This window comes from Algoriphagus halophilus, from assembly GCF_900129785.1.
GTDB classification, from domain to species: domain Bacteria; phylum Bacteroidota; class Bacteroidia; order Cytophagales; family Cyclobacteriaceae; genus Algoriphagus; species Algoriphagus halophilus.
Window position 1 is genome coordinate 2390606 of the sequence record NZ_FSRC01000001.1, and the last position, 20160, is coordinate 2410765.

Sequence of the window (20160 nt, forward strand, 5' to 3'; positions counted from 1 at the left end):
GCCTAAAAACAAAAAAATACCCAGTACTGGGTATTTTTTTTTCAATGCTGCTTTCTACCTTTATGTCAGGGTGATTAAGCAACTTTTCTCAACATTTTTTCTAGACCATCATTAAGGGATTTTTTTCCACATTTTTTTACCCCTTATAATTTTAATAGTACCTCACCTCACAGTCTGGTACTGCTTGTTTGAAATTATCAACAGCCCGGCTATTGAGTCGGGTATTGAAGCATGACAATTTTTTCAGATTTGTCAAGCCTTCGATCTGTCTTAAAGACCTCAAATTAGTGCTGGCAACGTCTAGCTCTTCCAAATTGATTAGGCCTTCCAAACCTCGAAGTGTTTTCAGATTTGTTCCTGAAATATTCAATTTCTTTAAATGAATCAAACTGGATAGAGGTTCTAAATCAGAAATACCGGTATTGGAAATATCCAGTTCCTCTAAGTCAGTTAATGAAGCTAATGCACTAAAATCCGAAACAGGTACCTGAGAAAGCTTTAAAGACTTTAAAAGCTTTAATTCAGATATCGGAGACATATTCATTAAAGGCGCATCAAAAATCGTCAAGGATCTCAAATTACTAAAAATGGTCAAGGCTTCCACTTTCCCAATCGGCACACTTTCAAAGTTTAAAGAGGATTTCTCGGTCATGGCATGTAATTGCTCGGTATTAGGATCTTCCGGTGTCCCATTTTGCCTTCTTAGCAAATTCTTCCATGTTCCATCCAATTCTTCCCACCAGGCCATCAACTCATCTGTCCGATAAATTATATTCAGAGTTGGCTTTTGAATTAATATTTCTGGCACCTCCTCCTCAAATATTGCGGAGTTGTTTACATTGATATATACCAACTCTGGAAGAGACAACACATCCATGATGCTCTCAACTGGGGCGCCCTCTAGATCGATCCTTTCCAGCAATTCATTGTTTTTGATTGGGGATATATCTCTTATCAACGTGTTTTTACCGGTGATCTCTACCAAGGTTTTTACCTCCGAAAGTGGTAATAAATCCGACACCTCGTTGTCGGAGAAATTCAACTTATGAAGCTTTACGAATCGGGTGATCGGATTGAGCGTTTCAATCCCCTCTCCAGACATATCCAATTCCTCCACCCCGATGGTTTCGGTTAAGATTTCCACATTCGGGTTATCTGTTCTGATCTTTGGATTGGCTTTTTTCAAAGTAGACTTCCAAGCATCGGATAAACCGGACCACCAGCTCTCCAAATCTCTGACATGGTGGATCAGTAAAACGGAGGGGTTATTTCTGGTAAAATTATCAGCTGCCAATACTGAAAGTTTGGTTTGGTCGGCCAATACTTTATAAAGTTTTTCCTTACCATTCAATCCAGATATATCCGCAACCTGGGTACCTGTCAAATCCACCTCCTGCAAGTTCTCCAAATTATTAAGTGGTGTGATATCCTGGATATTGGTTTCGGATAGGTTTAAATACTCCAAATCGGTCAACGCTTCCAAGGAGGTAAAATTGATCAAGTAATTTCGACTTAAATCCAATCTTTTCAGATGCTTCAACTCTTTGATATTTTCAGCACTATTGAAACCACTTTGAACCAGGCTCAGGTTTTTCAAGCTATCAAACTCATTCAATACCGCAAAGCTCATAATCGGAGTATAATCGGCTTTCAGGCTGGTCAATGACTTCAAGTTGGCCAGCTCCTCAATATGTTGAATCTGTGTATTGGAGATATCCAAATGCTTCAAACGATCGGAATATTTGATGAACTGGATATCGGAAGCAGGAGTATTGGACACATCCAAATATTCCAGAAAGGTAACGTTGGAAATCGGACCTAACTCAGTGATCTGGGTATTGCTGAGGTTGACATACTTCAATTGCCTCATCGCCTCCATGGGCTTCAGATTCAATAACGAATCTGTCCCGGAGATATCCAAGGAATCCATTTCCACAAATCGATACAGCTGATTGATATCAATGGAGTCATATTCTGAAATCTGGAATTTCTCCCTGAAAAAGACTTTCCAATTTGGATCCAAAATCTCCCACCATTCCATCAATTCTTCATCACGGCTCAACTTCGTGGTATAGATACTGGCAATTTTTAATTCCTGGGATTTGTCTTCCAAATTCACTTCCACAAAACGGGGCTTGGTATTGCTGATGCTCTCACCTGTTTTTCCCGTGGCAGTGATGGTTCTATCCAAGGAAACTATAAAAAAGACCTCACCATTATCCTTTTGGGAAGGCTTTACCTCCCGGATTTTGAATTTGAAATTAACATTGGTGAAAAAAAACTCAATGTCTTTGAGATAAGCAGTTACATCTTTATTGGTCACTACTTTTCTATCCATCAGCAGGTCATCTTCTACCTGCACATGCTCATCTCTGAATATTTTCAGGTAACTCTCTCTGATCACCACATCTTTATCCCGAGCAGGAGTTTCCTCATTCCCAACCGTGTTGAGAAGGTATTCCAAAAAGCGAACCTGATCTTCTACTTTTCCAGTGAAGTCTTTGATTTCTTCTTGGGTATAGCCTTTGATGTTTTGCGCCTGAACTGAAGCAGCAAAACCTAAAAGCAAGAATAGAAAAATGGATACTTTACTCTTGATCATAAATGTATTTCAGGATAGTTTCCTTATCACCTGGACTAAGTTTCACCAGATTTGAAATCAACCAGCCGGTATTAAACCCTGGTCGATTGAATTGATTCACTTCAAAATACCATCCTTCAATCTGAAAGAAATGGAACTTAACATCTTTAACAGTTTCGAATCGAACATTATTCTGTTTCATTTCATACAAAAACAGTGTCAAATAATCCGGTTCAAAACTAGATTTTGTAAAAGCTTCAGGCATTTTAGAGTCTTGGAAGGCCCTACGCAGGTTCATGAAGCCTAATTCATGACTTAAGGGATGCAGAAAATCCTTCTCATCACCTACTGGCTTGTTGAAAAGATCCTTAAATGGGGGAAAACTCACCTTATCTATGACCCATTCATAGCCCAAACCTTCTGGTTGTAATTTTAATACTAGGGTAGCCGTTTCTCTTTTACCTTTAAAAATGAAATCGGCTTGTACTTCTGCCATCCAACCTTCCCGATGAAAATTCAGGTATTGTGGGTATTGATCCGACAATACATTTTTCTGAAACTGATCTTTCAGGTCAGGAGAAATAGAAGAAGTTTGATTATCAAAAAGGACTTTTAAAAAGCCCTCTCTCAATGCTTTATTATGGTAAAGGGAGTCACCTGGATAAAATCTCTTATTCCCATCGGTCGGTGATTCCTCGGCATTAAACCTTCTAAAAAATTGATTTACTTGCTTTGTTGATGCTGCGAATCTACCATCATCTTTGATTGTCCCGGGGCCGCCTATGCCCTGCCCCGAGACAAAAAAGATGCTTGCGATAAAAAACGCAAATATCAGGGAAATTAATCTCATGCGGAGGTTTCAGTCACTCTTACATCACCCAACATCACATCCCAGAATTCGATGGTTCGTCCGGCAATTTGAGTCTGCTTTTTCTCTACGTAAATAGTGATATCTTTTTTGGTGGTATCCTTATAGTTCATTCCAGTTTCAATGGAAGTACCTTCAAATCGTTGGAATACGGTAATCACACCTACATATCTGCCATCAGGCTGTCTTTCCAAATCGGAGATGTATTGAATGTCATACCAAGTGATATTCACCCGGTCATAATTCAACGCCATCAATCTTTCGAAATAACGTCTTACCTTGTAATAAGCAATCTCACTGGAATTGATGCTGGAAACACCCATTTCAGCTCCCGGAGCGAATAGCTCTTCTGCTCTGTCCATTACTCGGTTAGCTTCAGAGAACTGAGTTTCTTTGCTACCGATAATGCTGATATATTTACTTAAATCTTTTACTTTTTCTAAGGCTAATGAGTCAATTGCCTGCTTTCTTGCAGGGCTGATATCATCCGCCTGAGCGAATACACTTACTGTTGTGGCTAAAAAAAGGCCCAACATAAGGATCATTTTATTTTTCATGTCAAATCTATTTTTCAGGTGGGGAATTATTTTCTTCTAAGTTCCAATTCAGAAACTTTACCATTTGCATCCAAACGAATGTCAGAGATGAAATTCAAGTTTTTCTTGGTGTCTTTCAGGTATTCAAGGTATTTCTTGATGGTAGTTGGTTCATCGTAATCCTTGATTCCGTTTTCTTCATGAATAACAATCAAAACCGGGGTTTCCTGATTTGAAAACATAGAAAGTGTTTCCTGAATAGATTGATTTGCCATCGAAGCACTTCCAGAGGAAGCTACACTATTGAAATAGTTCTCCAATTTTTCGGCAGCCACTTCTTCAGCAGAGGCAACAGGTGGTGGAGGTGGAGCTTGCTCTACTGTCTCTACTGGTGCAGGAGCAGGAGCTGGTTCTACAGCTTTCTTTTTACTCTTACAAGCACCTAGAGCCAACAGACCTACTAGGGCAATGATCAGAGAGCGGTTGATCGAAAAAGAGAATAACTTTTCTTTCATTTTAGGGGTTTGATTAAATTTTACGGTGTTATTTGGAATTGCTGTATCGGACTTACCGGTGCGCAAATTTGCCACAAATTAAATAAAAACAGATGATTAAAAGACAAATGCCATACCAAATAGTCAATCCTTTTTGTTAATAATTCTATTCACCTTTTTGACGGCATCATGATTACCTTAATGGTAGGCGAAAATTTTCGGGAATCCCTGAAATAAAACCGCTCAGTAAGAGTAGTTTTTTTAGTCGGTTAGAGGATTTAGTCAGAAACGAAACCAAAAATCCCGCGAAAGATCACAGATTGTATAAAAACTATTCCAGATTTTTAATTCAATTAAAAAGAGCGAAAAACATCAAAAATTAAATCCTGGAAAACATGAAATATCCACAAAATGGTTAAAAAATACCCAATTATAGGTATTTCTTCGAGTTGAAATATACCCGATATTTGAAATGCGTTAAGTTTTAAATAGGGCGTTTGCCTAAACGAAGAGCCGAGGGATTCCCTCGGCTTTTCTTATTTATTCTCCTAAATAACTTTACCTCAAGGGCAAATTCAGGTCATTCTATATTTAGATAAATAAATTCTTTTCACGGCGAGGTAAATCAATCCATACACTACAATCACTAGCACTGACAAATCCACTGGTGGAACCTCTCGATGTTGTATAAACAGGAAATAATTGATAATCCCTTGGATCCCTGCGAAAATCATTGCTACAAGGATATGGTCAATTTTACCTTCATTGGCCAAGATCTGATAAAGATGAGACCGGTGAGGCTCAAGCACATTTTCTCGTTTGATCAACCTTTGGATCATGGTTAGCATGGAATCGGCTCCGTAAACAATCAAAAACAACAGCACGGTCCAACTCTGTTCGTATAAATACCATTTCGTCAAAAAATAAATCATTAAATAGGCGATGGAAATGCTTCCTATATCCCCCGCAAACATCATGGCTCTTTTTCTAAAATTAAAAATCAGGAAAACACTCAAGGCAAGGATTTCATATTGAATCAATTCCCTGTCAAATAGTGGCGTATAAGTATTCACCACTAACATACTACCCATAAATACCAAGGAATAAAGCCCGGTCAACCCATTGATGCCATCCATAAAATTGACCGCATTGATAATTCCCAAAGCAAAGAAATAAAACACGGGTAATACATACCAAGAAACGCTGGTAAATAAATCCAGGTCATAAAAAGCCATGCTTACTGCCAAAAACTGAACCCCAAAACGAATCTTCCTGGAAATAGAATATAGGTCATCCATTAAAGAGACAGCAGAAACCCAAACGACCCCAAGTACCATCCAGGTATTTTGAAAATCAAAAGCCATCCACCACAAAATCACTCCCACCGGAAATAAGATCCCCCCTCCCCTTACCGTTGGTATGGCATGGGAACTCCTATTATTTGGAATGTCAATAATTTTGAATTTTATCGCCAAGCGTTGATAAATCAGCGCAAGCAATAAAAGAATAAGGAAAATTATAAGGTGGGATAATATCATACAGTGCAGTATGTCAAATCAAATTTGAATCAAATTTATAGAAGAGTGGAGAATTCGGCCCTTTCTTCCAGAAAATTAAGGACAAGTTCGGCTATTGGAGCAATTTTTAAACCAATGCCATTATAAAATCGATAAAATCCTTTGCTTTTTTTGCCATGTCTCCAGATTCATTCATAGGTATCTCTGGATTAAACTGGTCTCCAAAACCGCTGCAGTTAATTAAGGTATATCCTTTGGAATTACCCTTTCCAGATTTGGATTGCCTGTAAAACCCTTGGTGAACTGTATTTTTGGCCCAAAGGGATATTTCCTTATGATTATAGGAAAGTACCCCAAAAGGATTGGAAGCTAGCATATAATCCAAGCCATGGTCCACATCCATATTTGTCTGCCAATTTTTATTATACTTAAAGACAATATACCCCTCATGAAGGTTTCCATCCAGCAATTTTTCTCCTTTACTTTCTAACACTTCTACTTCTACTACCATGGGTATATCCTCTGGAAGATCTTTATCCAACTTAAATTCCTGAGCGTAATAGGAGTCTTGACCATTAAATCTATATTCTGAATTAAAAGTCACTCCTGGAATTCGATCCGTGATTTTGACTAGGTATTCTTGCCCATTTATCCTCAATCTGTCCCCTACTTGTAATGACCTGACAACATTGGGTTTGGGATCCAAACCTAACTTTTCCCAGTTGATGACATTTCGTAACATCCCAGGAATAGGTACCCCGTAAAGATCATAACTTCTAGACATCAGAAACTTCTCTCCCACTGATGGTATGGGATGGATGTAATGAGATATATCCTGATTGGTACTGTCTATACTATCTCCATTATATCTGTTATGGTAATTTCGAATGAATGTTGTGGGCGGAAGTAAGAAAGTCATTCCCTCTACAAAAACTATATTGGAGCTGTTTCCCATTCCTTGGAAGGTATTTTCTATCTGGTTGAAACTTCCTTCATTGACCATGACAGCATTTTTTGAGAACTTTAATTGCTTCTTAAAGTAAGTAGGTGGATCCACTTGTTTCAAGTGACAATTATCCATAATCACTTGTAAACCTCCCCCATTGTTGGCCTTTAATTCCTGCCAAATGATTCCTTCAAAATTGACATCTTTCTGAATAAGGGTTAAATCTTCCTCTTGGCCTCCTGAATATAAGAGTCCAAACTCCATATCAGTATTTGAATTTATTAAGGCTATTAATCCTGATTGATTTTGGTTGGGAGAATTTTTGAAAATACCTCGATAAAAAGGTTGAACTTCTTGCACAAGTTGTGCTGATTTGAGGTCTACATTTACAATTGCCACTTGGGAATTCCAAGTATCCAAATCAAATACATAACGGTCCTGTTTCACCGATGGATCTGGATTCCATTGATCGAAATTATCCAACCCGAATCGTAGTTCAGAATCTCCTTCAGAAATAATAAATAAGTCCTTCTTAAGCTTTTGGGTACTATACTCTTTAACCCTGTATTTCTTTCCTTTTTGAAGCCTGATTATTGAAACATCCGAGTTCTGAGTATGCTGAATAGCTTTTTCCCAATCATAGTTAAATTCCTCCAGCGTAATATATTTTACCTCTGATAAGTTTTGGGCTGGTTCTGGATCAAAATCAGCTGGAAGAGCAGAGACAATAGCAGCTGCAACTCCGTCCTTTATGGATTTTGAAAGGTCCTCCAGTTTCTCAACTTCGATTTCAAAGGATAGATTGGATATGTGCACTCGATATTTCATAGATAAAAGAATTAGTTGATATAAAAGTCACCACCATTTCGGTGTCATATCTTGTTCAGATCCCTCTTTGGATTTAGAAGGATTCCCAGTATAAAAATCAAACTAAGATGTTACACCATAGCCCCAATTTAAAAATGTATTCCTAAGGATGCGAACATCTTATTCAAATAGAATAAATTTTCCACGTAGTTTTTTGATGATTCTCCAATTCATCTATGCCTACTTGAGATAATTCATTTATTGGCTTGCAATATTTCATTGAGCTGAACTTTGAAATTCTCTTGGCTGAAATATTCTCCAAATGGCTTAACAGGTTCACCCTTATCAAGTTCATTATCAATCAGTTTCTTCAGCTTCGTTTTGATTTCTGTTACATCCCCCATGTCTGCAATACATGTATCATCTGAAACGATGGTTCTTAGCTCGCTTTTCTTTGGAGATAAACAAAGAACTGCCTTATTAATGGATGCCAGAAAAGGAGCCTTACCCACTAAAATATTACAATAGTAAGGTCCGTTTTCCAAAATAATCACGATGTCACTTTGGTGAATCTGTTCACTTGAGGAACTGGAAAAATCCACCGTATCCAAAAATTTGATATTTAGGGCATCACCGTATATCTCCTTGAATCGAGCTACCTCATTCCCTTTTACTCTTAAAATCAATTCGGAATTTTCCACATATTTCGGATCAGAATTGACCAATTCACTGTACGCTTTAATCAGGTTTTCTATGTTTCTACCAAACATCAATGCCCCATGGTAAGAAATACTTACAGGTTTTTCTTTGACTCTTACTTGAGTAGGTTCCTTTAGGCTGAAAACGGTAGGGTCATATTGATGGGGAAGGGTGAAAAATGGCTTTTTAGAACCATAGAGGTGTTGCAGGTCATGTGACATGTAAGATGCGGTGGATGTACAAACATGTGCCTGCTCCACTACCTTCATCATCTTAGCCAGTCTAAAAAAATCTAGCTTTGTCGGCTTTACTTTTGTTCCTACATACCAGGCAACAGGAAAGGGATCATGGAAATTAACAATCGCTTTTTTAAGAATTGGTAAATCCAGGGTCGCTAGAATCATTTCATGACCAATCCCTGCACTCCTGATGAAGATATGATCATATTTTTCATAATCTATTTTGGCTATAATTTTAGCGTATTGTTTTACAAACCACTCTTCTACCAATGAAACATTGAAAAGTCTCCAATACAATTTATTTGCAAGCTGAACCAACATAGGTGCTGCAGCATTTACTCTGTACTCAACCATATGATCTACAGGAAGTAAATCGAGTTTATCGACTGAGTCCTCAGCTTTGATGTAATGAACATCGATCAAGGATTCAGGGTATGCCTTCCTCAGCTTACCCAAAAATGATCTAGAAATTATTCCCTGGCTGGTTCCGGAAACCCTTAAATCTTGCTCAATGATTAGAAACTTCATTTTTCGAACTTTTAAAAAGAATCCCTAAAACTGAATTCTTTAACTACTACTATTTACTAATATCTGTTTATCACCTACTTTTCGATTGGTCTCATGAATTAACCTTCGAAAAAGGAAGTATTGATCCATTGCCAAACGAAAAAGCTATTGTCGTTTTGACCATTTTTATAATTCTGCCATTCCAAATCCAATGCATTTTTCTCAATCCATGGGTTAGAGCGCAGCATACTGATCCTATCTTCCACAAAATCGGACAAAGGACCTCCTATCCATTCACGCTGAGGGGTTTGAAGGGGTCTTTTAGGGGCTAATGCAATATTTTCAAGCTCCTTTTTGACCAATTGTCGTGGCAACCACTTTCCTTGACCTTGCTTGATTTTCATTTCCCTTTTTTGGGCAAATGCCATTTCTACTAACCGATAATCCAGAAATGGTTCTCTCAATTCTGTACTATGCATCATACTTACTCGATCATTGAATCGGAGGGCTCTAGGGATTTTGGTAAAATACACATCCCTGTATTGCTTGTTTTGGAGTGGATTATCAAAAGGTTCCGGATAGCTTATTGCTCTCGCCTTGGCACAAAGCTCTGGGGAAATCACATTTGGCCGAGTCAATGAACTTTTAATTCCCTGGACCAAAGCATTGGAATCGCTCCGGTAATAATCATAACCTGCCCAGGCCTCATCCATCCCCTGTCCATCCAGTAATACCAAGAAGCCTTTCTGCCTTGCCCTTTCAAAAATCCTTGAATAGGCAATGGTAGGAAATCCCCCAAATGGCTCGTCTTGGAAATAGGCTACTTTTTCTATTAGATCCGGAACCTCGGATTGGGATAAAAGAACAGGGTTTAATGGACTTTTGGTTTTAGAAATTAAATCCTTGACCCATGGTAATTCATCATAGCGCTCATCTCCAGTATAGAAAGAAAAAGCTTCTATGTTTTGCATTTCACCTTCCTTGATTCTAGAAATCATAGCGAGTAGAATGGAAGAATCCAACCCACCGCTCACATTGAAGCCAACAGGGACATCTGATCTGAATCTTAATCGGATGGAATCCAATAACAATTCCAAATATTCTTCTTGAAGTCTTTTTTCATCCTCAAAAACAGGCTGATGCTTCACCTGATCTACAAAGTCATAGTATTGGCTGATTTGAGGTCTGTGATCTCCTTCTCTATAGCTAAGACTATGTCCTGGAGCTAATTGGTAAATGTCTTTGAAAAAAGTCTCTTCAGGATATCCATAACTCCCGTGAACGAAATAATCTGCCCAAACTTCCTCATTCAGAGTTTGGGTAACCCCAGCTGCAAATAAGGTTTTAATTTCACTTGCAAATAAAAACTGGGACTGAGCCATCGAATAATAAAATGGCTTTACTCCAAATCGGTCTCTAGCCGCAAAAAGCTGTTTCTCCTGAATATCCCAAATGGCAAAAGCAAACATACCATTGAGATAATTGATCATGTTATCCCGGTACTTGATATACATTGCCAACAGCACTTCTGTATCAGATTTCGTCCTGAACGGGTAATCCAAGGATTGCTTTAACTCTAGATAATTATAAATCTCCCCGTTAAAAACAATTACATAGCGCCCGCAATTACTGAAAAATGGTTGATTTGCCGCTTCAGATAGGTCTAAAATAGAAAGTCTATTGTGACCTAGAAAAACCTCATCCGCAGACCAGATACCCTTGGCATCAGGTCCTCTATGGGTCTGCTTTTCAAGCATGTTTGCTAGGACAACCTTATTTTCAGGATTTCTTCCGACAATACCGGCTATTCCACACATTAAACTATGTTTTTATAAGTTGTTTCTGCTTTTACCCAGTCCTCTTGGGTATCCAAATTGGCATAATAGGCTTTATCTGAAAGCACTCCTACAGTTTTTCCTCCAACAAGCACTTTATGCTCTTTGATTAGGGAGACTTTGGATATATATACCGACCCATCTCTGTGGTAGGCCATGGGCAGCTCCTGTCTTCTAGGTATCAGGGTAGGTTCACCAGTAGCGATTGACAAGCTTCCTTCTTGATCCATTTTAAAAGTCCAATGTGGATTGTATTCATGAGGAACCTCCAATACCGAAATAAGGGAATCTGCATGGGTATCCACAAATTTTTGAATACAGGCATCAATGAAACCCTTGGGCCGGAAGGGGCTGGTAGGTTGCAACAAACAAACCGCATCAAAAACCTCTCCGTTTTGCTCAAAAAAATCCAAAGCATGAAGCACCACATCTATGGAAGGAGTTCGGTCTTGGGCCAACTCTTTAGGTCGCAAAAAAGGGACTTCCCCTCCATAGGATTTTGCAATCTCAGAGATCTTTTCCCCATCTGTACTGACCGCTACTTTGGTTAATTTTTCAGAAGCCAGACCATCTGTGATGGAATAGGCAATTAAAGGTTGGTGACCTAGTATTCTAATATTTTTACCGGGAATTCCTTTTGACCCTTCTCTTGCAGGGATCAGACCAAGTATTCTCATTAAAAGGTGATGGTTTTATGAAAAATCAACGGAAGTTCAGACAAGTGCTGCGCAATTTTCTCACCCGCATCTCCATTTCCGTAGATGGTAGAGATTTGAGGTTTTGGTGAATTTTCTATTTCATTGAGCGCCTGAAGAATTTCTACTCGAGAATAACCAACATCTTTGACATTATTCCCTCTTTCTCTACTGTTTTGTCGGGAACCGATATTCACCACTGGCACTCCCATAAACGCACATTCTCTAATTCCTACAGAACTATTTCCAATAAGGCCTTTACTGGAATAAAGGAGCTTTAAGAAATCCTGAGGCTCCATATTCTTAAAGAAATGAAAATTCTCCAAGTCATGTGTTTCCCTAAAAGATCTGATTCCGGTACTGGTTCCATCCGCTCCTGCATCGACATTGGGCCAAAACCAAAATACGGGTTGGTTTAAACTGTACATAGCATGTAGTGTCTCCTCAATATGAAATCTTGAATTACCTACTTCCGTGGTGACAGGGTGTTGCATGACTACCCAATACCCATTGGAGTAATCCATCACTTTTCCTACTCCCCCATATTTTTGAATGGGGTCAAAGTCCAACTTGGGGTTTTGTTTGATTTCATAGGCCAAATCAATACTAGGACAGCCCGTATTAAAGACATAAGATGGATTTTCTCCCAATTTCACTACTCTTTGATATGCATCCTCGGATGCCACAAAATGGTAGTCAGATAATTTGGTAATGGCATGCCTCACTTTCTCATCAATATTTCCCGTTACTTCGCCTCCTTGGATATGTGCCAAAGGGATGTTCATGTAACTGGCGGAAATTGCCGTGGCCATGGTTTCAAAACGGTCTGCCACCGTCACCACAATATCAGGATTCAGGTTATTGAATACAGTGGAGAGCTCCAAAATGCCTATTCCTGTTGTTTTTGCAGCAGCAGTCAAGTTCTCTCCCTCCAATACATTAAAAACTTTCGCAGTAATCTTAAAGCCGTCTTTCTCAATATTATTTACTGCATTGCCATACCGGTCCAGTAATGCGGAAGCGGCTACTACCAACTGCAATTCCAAATCAGGATGATTGTTAATTGCTGCCAATGCAGTTTTAATTCTGGAATAGGAAGGGCGTGCAGTGATTACAACACAGATTTTTCTTTTCATGAGTCTGTCTTAAGATCTTCTGAATTCAGAAAATCCCATTTTTCTAGATTTCTATTTAACTCTTTTCCAAGGACTAATTGGTATTGAGAGGCAGGAATTCCTTTGTCCCCAGGTTTTTTGGATTCCAAGTCATCCACCGTCAATAGATGACCTTTCGGTAAGGCTTTATTTACTGCCAGGGATTTTCCAAACATCACTTTCAACTCTGAATATTTCTGGTTTTCAGATTTCACCACTGGATTTCTTAAGGCACTTTGGATTTTCTTGATTCCCTCGCAAAGCACCTTAGTCTGATCGATGCTGATACTGGCAGGGGAATCCGGTCCAAATTGTCTTTTGTCAAAGACCACATGAAACTCAAAAATCTCCGCTCCGAAAGTTGCCGCCGCTAGGCAGGCAAAAATATCTCCACTGTGATCTGAAAACCCAACAGGTACCTGATACCGTGCTTTTAATTCAGCCATCACATTTAAACCCCATTGTTCCGGTTGTGTGGGATAAGCTGTGGTACATTGTAAAATACTTAGGGCATTACCAAAGGGCCTTAAAAAATCAACCGTTTTGTCCAATTCCTCAAATGAACTCATCCCTGAACTTAGCATGATCGGTTTGCCGGTACGGGCAATTTTTTCCAACATCAAAAAGTTTCCAATTTCTCCTGACCCTATTTTATAGGATTCCACCTGTATTGATTCCAGTAAGTTCACTGCTGCATTACTGAAAGGAGAAGAGATGAATTTCAGGTTCTTTTCTTCACAATGTGCTTTTAATCCTTTCCATTGTTCTGGAGTAAACTCCATTCTTTTCCAGTAGTCAAAACGAGTATCGTCCTGCTTGGAAAACTTCACCCGAAAAGGTTCAAAACTAGAAGACTCTGCTTCTGCAATGTGGGTTTGAAATTTTACTGCATCTACCCCTGTTTCAGCCAACGCATCTATAAAGGCATGTGCATTCCCCAGGCTTCCATCATGGGCCTGGCCTATCTCGGCAATTATCATCTATCGAATTAAAATAAATACTCCTCCTTCATCAAACACATTTCCAGACCTGGTTTGGTATTTCACTTTATAAACATAATTACCATTTGGTGCTGGTTTGCCATTCAGTGTACCATCCCAACCTAAATCTTCCAAAGAATCTGAATGGTAGATCAGTTCTCCCCATGTGTTAAATACATAAAAATCAAGACTGGCAAGTCCTCTATGCATCGGTTTATAATACTGGTTTTTGACACCATCAGGAGTAAAGGCATTTGGCATCATCAACAAATAATCATCTTTCACATCCACCAAAATCGAATAGACACTTTGACAACCAATGGAGTCTGTTGTTTTCAATGTAACGGTAAATGTACCTTTTTTGGAATAGACATGGCTTGGGTTCTGTTCTGTACTAGTAGCTCCATCACCAAAATCCCACTCCCACATGATAACTTCCCCACTGGAAATATCCTCAAAATCAACATTCTCAAGAATCTGAATATCCCCGTTGCTGACAATGATTCCATCTCCTTGGTCGGCATGGTATTCAAAGTTGGATTGTAACATCTCTTCAGCGATCCTTACCAGGATTCGTTGCGATTCTGTCCAACAACCGGATCCTTTCAAGGAGGAACTCACTTCATAATTTCCTGAAACATTTACGGCACTTACTTCATTTCCTGTCAAGGCATTGCCCAATGGGCTAATGATATTGTATTCATACACGGATGGATTGTAGCCTTCAATGTAATTGGTCAAATCCACCGTTTCATTTGGATCACAAACAATGGAAGGATTAGAAACCCTCAAATTCGGGAATGGGCTGACTTTCACTTCCACTTTTTCAGGGATTATCCCGCAGACTCCTACCCCACTTACCATAGCATAGTACTCATAAGGTTGATCTCTGGAAGGCAATCCAGAAACAGTCATTTCACCCTCTGAATCAATGGTGTAAGTAACTCCATTGACCACACCTGACTGCAAAGGATTATTCATTTCCTCGTCGAAGAACCAAGTGAATACAGGAGCGTTGACATTGCTTGGAACTTCTGGAGTTAAGACGGCATCTTGTCCTTCACAAATTTGCTGATCTTCCAAACTGATCTCAGTAGGAACTTCTACCAAATCCAATGGTTCTGAAAGAGTGATGGTACATCCTAACGCATCTGTGATTTCAAAGACAAATTCTCCTTTGCTGATTCCAGATACCATCACCTCCCCGTTTTGATCGGAAGTTTGGGTTCCCTGACTTACTCCATCTTTGAGTACTTCTACTGAATAAGGAGCCATTCCACCCGTTAATGCTAGGGTAATGGATCCATTGGACATATCACAGGCAGGATTTACAATATCTGTGATCTCTCCATTCAATGGACTATCTGGACCTACTATTTCAATATTATCCAGTGTAATTTCACAAGTTTCAGGAGTTGAAATGGTAATGCTATGAATTCCTCTAGGCACATTTTCAAACAAGCCGTTATCTTGAGATATCTGACCATCTAATGTGAAGGTATAATTCCCTGAACCACCTGTAGCAGTTACTTCAATGGTTCCACCATCCTCAAAACAAACTTCATCTGTCTTCACATAGGTGGCAGATGGTGTGCCATAAACCATGGCCTCCGCTTCCGCCACAAATCCAGTACAAACCTCATCTCCTACTGCAATTACATAATATTGATAAGGGGTGGCTGACACCGACAGACCAGTGATGGTCAATTCCCCTGTGGAAGAATTGATTTCATAGGTAATCCCTTGTCCATTAGGAGTAGAACTTGAAGGGATTTTTTGGCTGGTATTGGCATCGAAATACCATTCAAATGTTGCCCCAGGAGCTGCAGGATCAATAGAAGGGCTGAACACCACTTGTTGCCCTTCACAAACAGCTTGGTCTTCTACCAAAATCTGAGAAGGTCCATCAATAAGCTCCAAATCGTTAGAAACTATCTGACAACCTTGTGCATCTTCAATTTCCAAGGAATAGAGACCTGCACCAAGCCCAGTCAATGCGATGGAACTTCCGGAGTCTTCAATCGTCTGAAGAATTGCCCCGTCTTTGATCACGGTAACTTGGTAAGGGCTCCAGCCTCCAGTAATATTTGCCTCTAAACTTCCATTCAAAGCTCCACATCCTGGGTCTATTCCCATCAGAGGGGTAACTTCCAAGGCAGATTCAGGTCCCTCTATTGTAAATTCCAGTTCCTGAGGACATCCTGCAGGCGTGGTCACTTCTACTTGATAGGTTCCTGCAGCAAAGCCCATCGACTCAAACTCGCTTTGTGAAATCGGCGCAGCGGAATTGATGCTATATTCATAAGCTGGATTCGTTCCTGATAGGAATGTTACTTTTCCATCCTCCCCTCCAAAACATGAAACTGGGCTTGTTTCCAGTGCCACTGTTGGTACTGCAAACACCTCTACATCTACTTTTATCTCCTGACCAGTACAAGCCACATAAAAATAGTATTCATACACACCTGCCGGAAGTCCATCGACGAGCAGTTTAGGATTTAACCAATCCGAGTCGTCTACGGTGTAGCTAACGCCAGGCATGCTAGCGTCAGGCCCTGTCGTGATCAATCCTTGTTGTCCTGCATCCTTGTACCAGAAAACCTCTGTAAATGCTGCTGGAGGTAGATTAGGATCAGGAGCCAAATGAATAGGTCTGATTTCTACTTGCTCTTCTACGCAAACGTCAATTGGTGGAACAATATCATACACTGGATCTGACAGTGTTCCTACCTCAAAATCAAACGAAATGGAACAGCCTATAGCATCAGTAACTATAGCATAATAAGTGTCAGGCAATAAGTTATTTGCTCCGGTCAGGTCACCTGGAATCACAGGGCCATCAAGAGCGCCTTTACGCCATTCTACAGTATAATCTCCCCAACCTCCACTCAGCTGAATATCTTTGATCACACCATTAGCCAATCCACAGGATGCCCGCTCAATGGAGTAATTTGTATTGATGGATATTGGATCTGCTGGTTCTTTTACCTCAATTCCACCCAAGGTGGTGATACAATCCAAATCATCTTTGATACTTACCTCATAGATGCCTGCTGGTAAGCCAGTAAACAATCCATCATTTTTAGAAAAATCCTCGAAAATCCCGTTATCCCCTGAAAGGCTAAATTCAAAATCCGAATAGTTATTTCCAGGTATTTGTGCTTGAATACTTCCCGTAGTTTCTCCAAAGCAAGTTTCAGTCACGATCGGAGGATTCATTTCAGGGCCTGGAGTCACCAAAATTTCAGTAGGAATATAGCCTTGATCACAGATTCTATCTCCAGTAACCAATAAATAATAGATATAAGGGCTTGGATTGGCAGTCAAACCGGTAACCGACAGTTCCATGCTAGGGTTGATTTCATAAGAAAGGTCACCCACAGTCAATCCATCCGTAATTTGCTGATAGTTTCCGGAAGCATCTTCATAATACCATCCATAGGTTGGAGTTCCTGTAGAAGGGTCGTTAATATCAATGGTGGCAGTCCCTACCTTTCCCTCACAGATTTCAGAGCCAAGAGTAGTGAAATTAGATGGTTCATCTCCTGGTATCACCATAGAAATACTCGTATTACAGCCTTGCGCATCAATGACTTCGATCGTATAACTTCCCTCTGCTAGTCCAGGGACAGCATAAATTCCATTTGAAGTGACAGGAACATCTACTCCACCCACTTTGACAGACTGATAAGGCATGTTACCTCCGCTTACCACAAAATCAATCTGCCCATTTGGAAGTTCACAATAGGCATTGTCAATTTGCGACGGGGTAATTACTAACCCTTCTGAAGGGCCTTCTATGATCACCTCTTCCACAGGAGTACTACAGCCTAGGGAAGGTGAACTTCCATAAATTTGATAAGTACCTGCAGGTAAACTTGAAAATTCTCCCGAGGTATTGTTTCCAATTGGATTCCCCGTTTCATCCAATAAATAGTAAGTGACATCTGAAGCTCCAGTGACAGTACCTATAATTTCACCAACATAACTCAAACACCAATCATCGGTATGTGAAATGGTAAATTCTATAGGTGGGTTCACTAGAACAGTCGCTTTGGTAAGTACGTCACCTATATAAGGACAAAAGTTACCTCCAGTTTGAGATTGTGAAGCTGCCTCCACATAAAACTCATAAGTAGATGTACCTGCAGCATATTTTAATCCGGATAAAGTCAATTCCCCAGATGAAGAAATAGAAACATCCACTGGGTTACCGTCGATTGTTACAGTAGACCCATTCACCAATGCTCCTCCAGCCCGATTGGCATTTTGATACCATAAAAAATTAGGAGTAGCTCCTGAAGGATTATTTGCAGGATCAATCAAAGGCAAAAATGAAACATCCTCCCCTTCACAAATGGTTTGATTGGGCACTTCTATATCGACTGGCGTACCGTCTTCCTGATTGACAATTACCTCTACAGTTTCGTAACAGCCTCCATTTTGGGAATCTGATGGGTTCCAAACATTTAAAGTATAGGTCCCTAGATTAATCCCATCCAATTCAAAGGTGGCTTCACCATTCACCAAAGTGCTAACGGAAGCTCCAGATTTTCCAATTGAATTACCATTGTAGAGCCATTCATAATCAAATCCATCTACTAGATCACCTACAATGATGTCATAAATTCTACCATCTGATTGTCCATCACAACTCGGGTTTTCTATGGATGCGTCTTGAATTTTTACTGGAAATGGATTGGCAACAACGGTGATTTTTCCTGGTTCTGAGGTCAGACCGTAGTTGTCAGTCACATTATAATAAACAGTAGCTTCACCTATAAAATCAGGTGCTGGTTCAAATCGGATTGTCGCTTTATTTCTTAAATCTTCAAAGTTTTCAGTATCTAAAGGCTCCAAATCAGCATAAAATGTCCCCAATAATTTACCTGTTGCATCTCGCACCTCTACAGGTACATTTAATGAACACTCACTACTACAATCAGAGTCATCAAAAGTACAATCCTCAACCGTTGAGGGAGGGGTATTATCAGGGGAGCCTGGGGAGTTTTGAAATAATTGTATACAAGTTATAAATGCATCAGCTCCTGTCTGTAACTCTACAGGAAATTCAAATTCTAAATCCTCTCCGACACATACAATTCTTTTTTCATCAGAGACAATTGGAAGACGAAGGGGATCAATACTTGACACATTTACCTTTACATTTCTTATTTCATGATTATTTCTACCATAACCTGTACTACCAGCAAACCCAATCTTCAACCTTTCCGGAGCTAAATAATTATATTCTATTGGAGGAAATTCTACTGGGTGAAAACCATTGTCTTTGGTGTTTACCAACATTTTAATATAAATCCAATAACCAATACCAGATTCATGAGGAACTAATTCGATGAACACTTTCCTATAACCTTCTAAACTACAATCGGTTGTTCTGACTAAAGAAGTATTATCTATATCAAACCATTGGTTACTAGGAATTGTAGCAGGGGGAAAATAAGGTTGTCCTCCATAATTAGTTTTATTTGTATGATACCTCTCAACAACATCATAGTCTTTCTCTACAGGGCCACGTACTGTTATACTTTGAGCAATACCATCTAGCCAATTTTCGATTGGTTCCTGATATGTCCCTCTAGCAAAATTACCTCTTTCATCAAATCCAATTCCAACATATCCGCCAGCAATCCCATCAACCAAAATTTCACCATCATCAGGGTCAAAGGCAGGAGCATAGGCTAGAGATCCACCTAAATACCCAATATCAACTGGTTGATCAGCGTCAAACATAAAAAAACTGATCCCATCTGCAGGTGCAGCTCTTTCTGTTAACGGATCAAAAGGACCATAAGAAAAATATTCGAAAGAAGCTTTTATCCCATATTGGGATGAGAAAGGAATATCCACAATTGCATAACCAGAATGCCAATATTCATAAGGGGTTAATTGTAAAGATGTCCCATTTGGTTTGGCATGGTATTGCTCACTATCATCCACTATTGGGAGAGGCGTCCAATTTTCCGGAACGTTTATCGGTATTCTTAGCTCTCCACCTAAAATTGTGTATTCAAATGGCCCATTTCCAGTAAATGGCTGACAATAGGGGAAACCTTCTCTTGGTATTGGAATTGCAATCTGAGCCTCTGCTGAACTCAGTACAAAAAATTGAATAGCAATAATTAAACTGGCCGCTAAAGCAAACAGCTGATTCTTCTTTTGAAAAGAAGTCATTACGAGTCTAGCAAGGCCAAGTAAAATTTTTGCCATTTACTTTATTTTATCCATCTATAATTCCTCAAAGGTGTGTAAAAACGCAACCTCATGCAATTGATTTTTAT

General features: G+C 39.5%; 12 protein-coding genes. All 12 read right to left on the bottom strand.

What is annotated here, in order from left to right; translation table 11 throughout:
- Positions 1-151: 151 nt before the first annotated feature.
- The 12 genes from BUR11_RS10030 to BUR11_RS20930 all read right to left on the bottom strand — a co-directional run bounded on the left by BUR11_RS10030 (position 152) and on the right by BUR11_RS20930 (position 20089).
- Positions 152-2602 carry a leucine-rich repeat domain-containing protein gene (locus tag BUR11_RS10030; RefSeq protein ID WP_074224681.1) on the bottom strand — a complete coding sequence of 817 codons (2451 nt, stop codon included), beginning with the start codon at positions 2600-2602 and terminating at the stop codon, positions 152-154.
- The gene (locus BUR11_RS10035; RefSeq protein ID WP_074224682.1) at positions 2589-3431 is read right to left on the bottom strand and encodes a hypothetical protein; all 843 of its coding nucleotides are present in this window, start codon (positions 3429-3431) and stop codon (positions 2589-2591) included. Before BUR11_RS10035 ends, BUR11_RS10030 begins: the two co-directional genes overlap by 14 nt.
- On the bottom strand, positions 3428-4006 hold the full coding sequence (locus tag BUR11_RS10040; RefSeq protein ID WP_074224683.1) for a hypothetical protein: 579 nt from the start codon (positions 4004-4006) through the stop codon (positions 3428-3430). The genes BUR11_RS10035 and BUR11_RS10040 overlap by 4 nt, the downstream gene beginning before the upstream one ends.
- 26 nt (positions 4007-4032) lie before the next feature.
- Positions 4033-4500, bottom strand: a complete 468-nt coding sequence (locus BUR11_RS10045) for a nucleoid-structuring protein H-NS (protein ID WP_074225206.1) — start codon at positions 4498-4500, stop codon at positions 4033-4035.
- A gap of 554 nt (positions 4501-5054) precedes the next feature.
- Positions 5055-6017, bottom strand: coding sequence for an MraY family glycosyltransferase (locus BUR11_RS10050; RefSeq protein ID WP_074224684.1), 963 nt, complete (start codon positions 6015-6017; stop codon positions 5055-5057).
- Between the two features lie 106 nt (positions 6018-6123).
- The gene (locus BUR11_RS10055; RefSeq protein ID WP_074224685.1) at positions 6124-7770 is read right to left on the bottom strand and encodes a hypothetical protein; all 1647 of its coding nucleotides are present in this window, start codon (positions 7768-7770) and stop codon (positions 6124-6126) included.
- 233 nt (positions 7771-8003) lie between these two features.
- Entirely contained in the window at positions 8004-9215 is a 1212-nt protein-coding gene (locus BUR11_RS10060) for a glycosyltransferase family protein (protein ID WP_074224686.1), read from the bottom strand.
- 98 nt (positions 9216-9313) lie between these two features.
- Positions 9314-11011 carry an asparagine synthase (glutamine-hydrolyzing) gene (gene asnB / locus BUR11_RS10065; RefSeq protein WP_074224687.1) on the bottom strand — a complete coding sequence of 566 codons (1698 nt, stop codon included), beginning with the start codon at positions 11009-11011 and terminating at the stop codon, positions 9314-9316.
- Positions 11011-11706 (bottom strand): acylneuraminate cytidylyltransferase family protein, encoded by a 696-nt coding sequence (locus BUR11_RS10070; protein ID WP_074224688.1) that lies wholly within the window; start codon positions 11704-11706, stop codon positions 11011-11013. Before BUR11_RS10070 ends, asnB begins: the two co-directional genes overlap by 1 nt.
- Entirely contained in the window at positions 11706-12860 is a 1155-nt protein-coding gene (neuC, locus tag BUR11_RS10075) for a UDP-N-acetylglucosamine 2-epimerase (RefSeq protein WP_074224689.1), read from the bottom strand. The genes BUR11_RS10070 and neuC overlap by 1 nt, the downstream gene beginning before the upstream one ends.
- Positions 12857-13858: an N-acetylneuraminate synthase family protein gene (locus BUR11_RS10080; protein ID WP_084560920.1), complete on the bottom strand. Its 1002-nt coding sequence runs from the start codon at positions 13856-13858 to the stop codon at positions 12857-12859. The genes neuC and BUR11_RS10080 overlap by 4 nt, the downstream gene beginning before the upstream one ends.
- Entirely contained in the window at positions 13859-20089 is a 6231-nt protein-coding gene (locus BUR11_RS20930; protein WP_084560921.1) for a PKD domain-containing protein, read from the bottom strand.
- Between the last annotated feature and the right edge of the window lie 71 nt (positions 20090-20160).

Bases quoted from the DNA above. Each gene is read 5' to 3' on its own strand.
- BUR11_RS20930 (WP_084560921.1), bottom strand. From the start codon at position 20,089: ATGGCAAAAATTTTACTTGGCCTTGCTAGACTCGTAATGACTTCTTTT.
- BUR11_RS10035 (WP_074224682.1), bottom strand. From the start codon at position 3,431: ATGAGATTAATTTCCCTGATATTTGCGTTTTTTATCGCAAGCATCTTT.
- BUR11_RS10045 (WP_074225206.1), bottom strand. From the start codon at position 4,500: ATGAAAGAAAAGTTATTCTCTTTTTCGATCAACCGCTCTCTGATCATT.
- BUR11_RS10060 (WP_074224686.1), bottom strand. From the start codon at position 9,215: ATGAAGTTTCTAATCATTGAGCAAGATTTAAGGGTTTCCGGAACCAGC.
- asnB (WP_074224687.1), bottom strand. From the start codon at position 11,011: ATGTGTGGAATAGCCGGTATTGTCGGAAGAAATCCTGAAAATAAGGTT.
- BUR11_RS10055 (WP_074224685.1), bottom strand. From the start codon at position 7,770: ATGAAATATCGAGTGCACATATCCAATCTATCCTTTGAAATCGAAGTT.
- BUR11_RS10080 (WP_084560920.1), bottom strand. From the start codon at position 13,858: ATGATAATTGCCGAGATAGGCCAGGCCCATGATGGAAGCCTGGGGAAT.
- BUR11_RS10040 (WP_074224683.1), bottom strand. From the start codon at position 4,006: ATGAAAAATAAAATGATCCTTATGTTGGGCCTTTTTTTAGCCACAACA.
- BUR11_RS10070 (WP_074224688.1), bottom strand. From the start codon at position 11,706: ATGAGAATACTTGGTCTGATCCCTGCAAGAGAAGGGTCAAAAGGAATT.
- BUR11_RS10050 (WP_074224684.1), bottom strand. From the start codon at position 6,017: ATGATATTATCCCACCTTATAATTTTCCTTATTCTTTTATTGCTTGCG.
- neuC (WP_074224689.1), bottom strand. From the start codon at position 12,860: ATGAAAAGAAAAATCTGTGTTGTAATCACTGCACGCCCTTCCTATTCC.
- BUR11_RS10030 (WP_074224681.1), bottom strand. From the start codon at position 2,602: ATGATCAAGAGTAAAGTATCCATTTTTCTATTCTTGCTTTTAGGTTTT.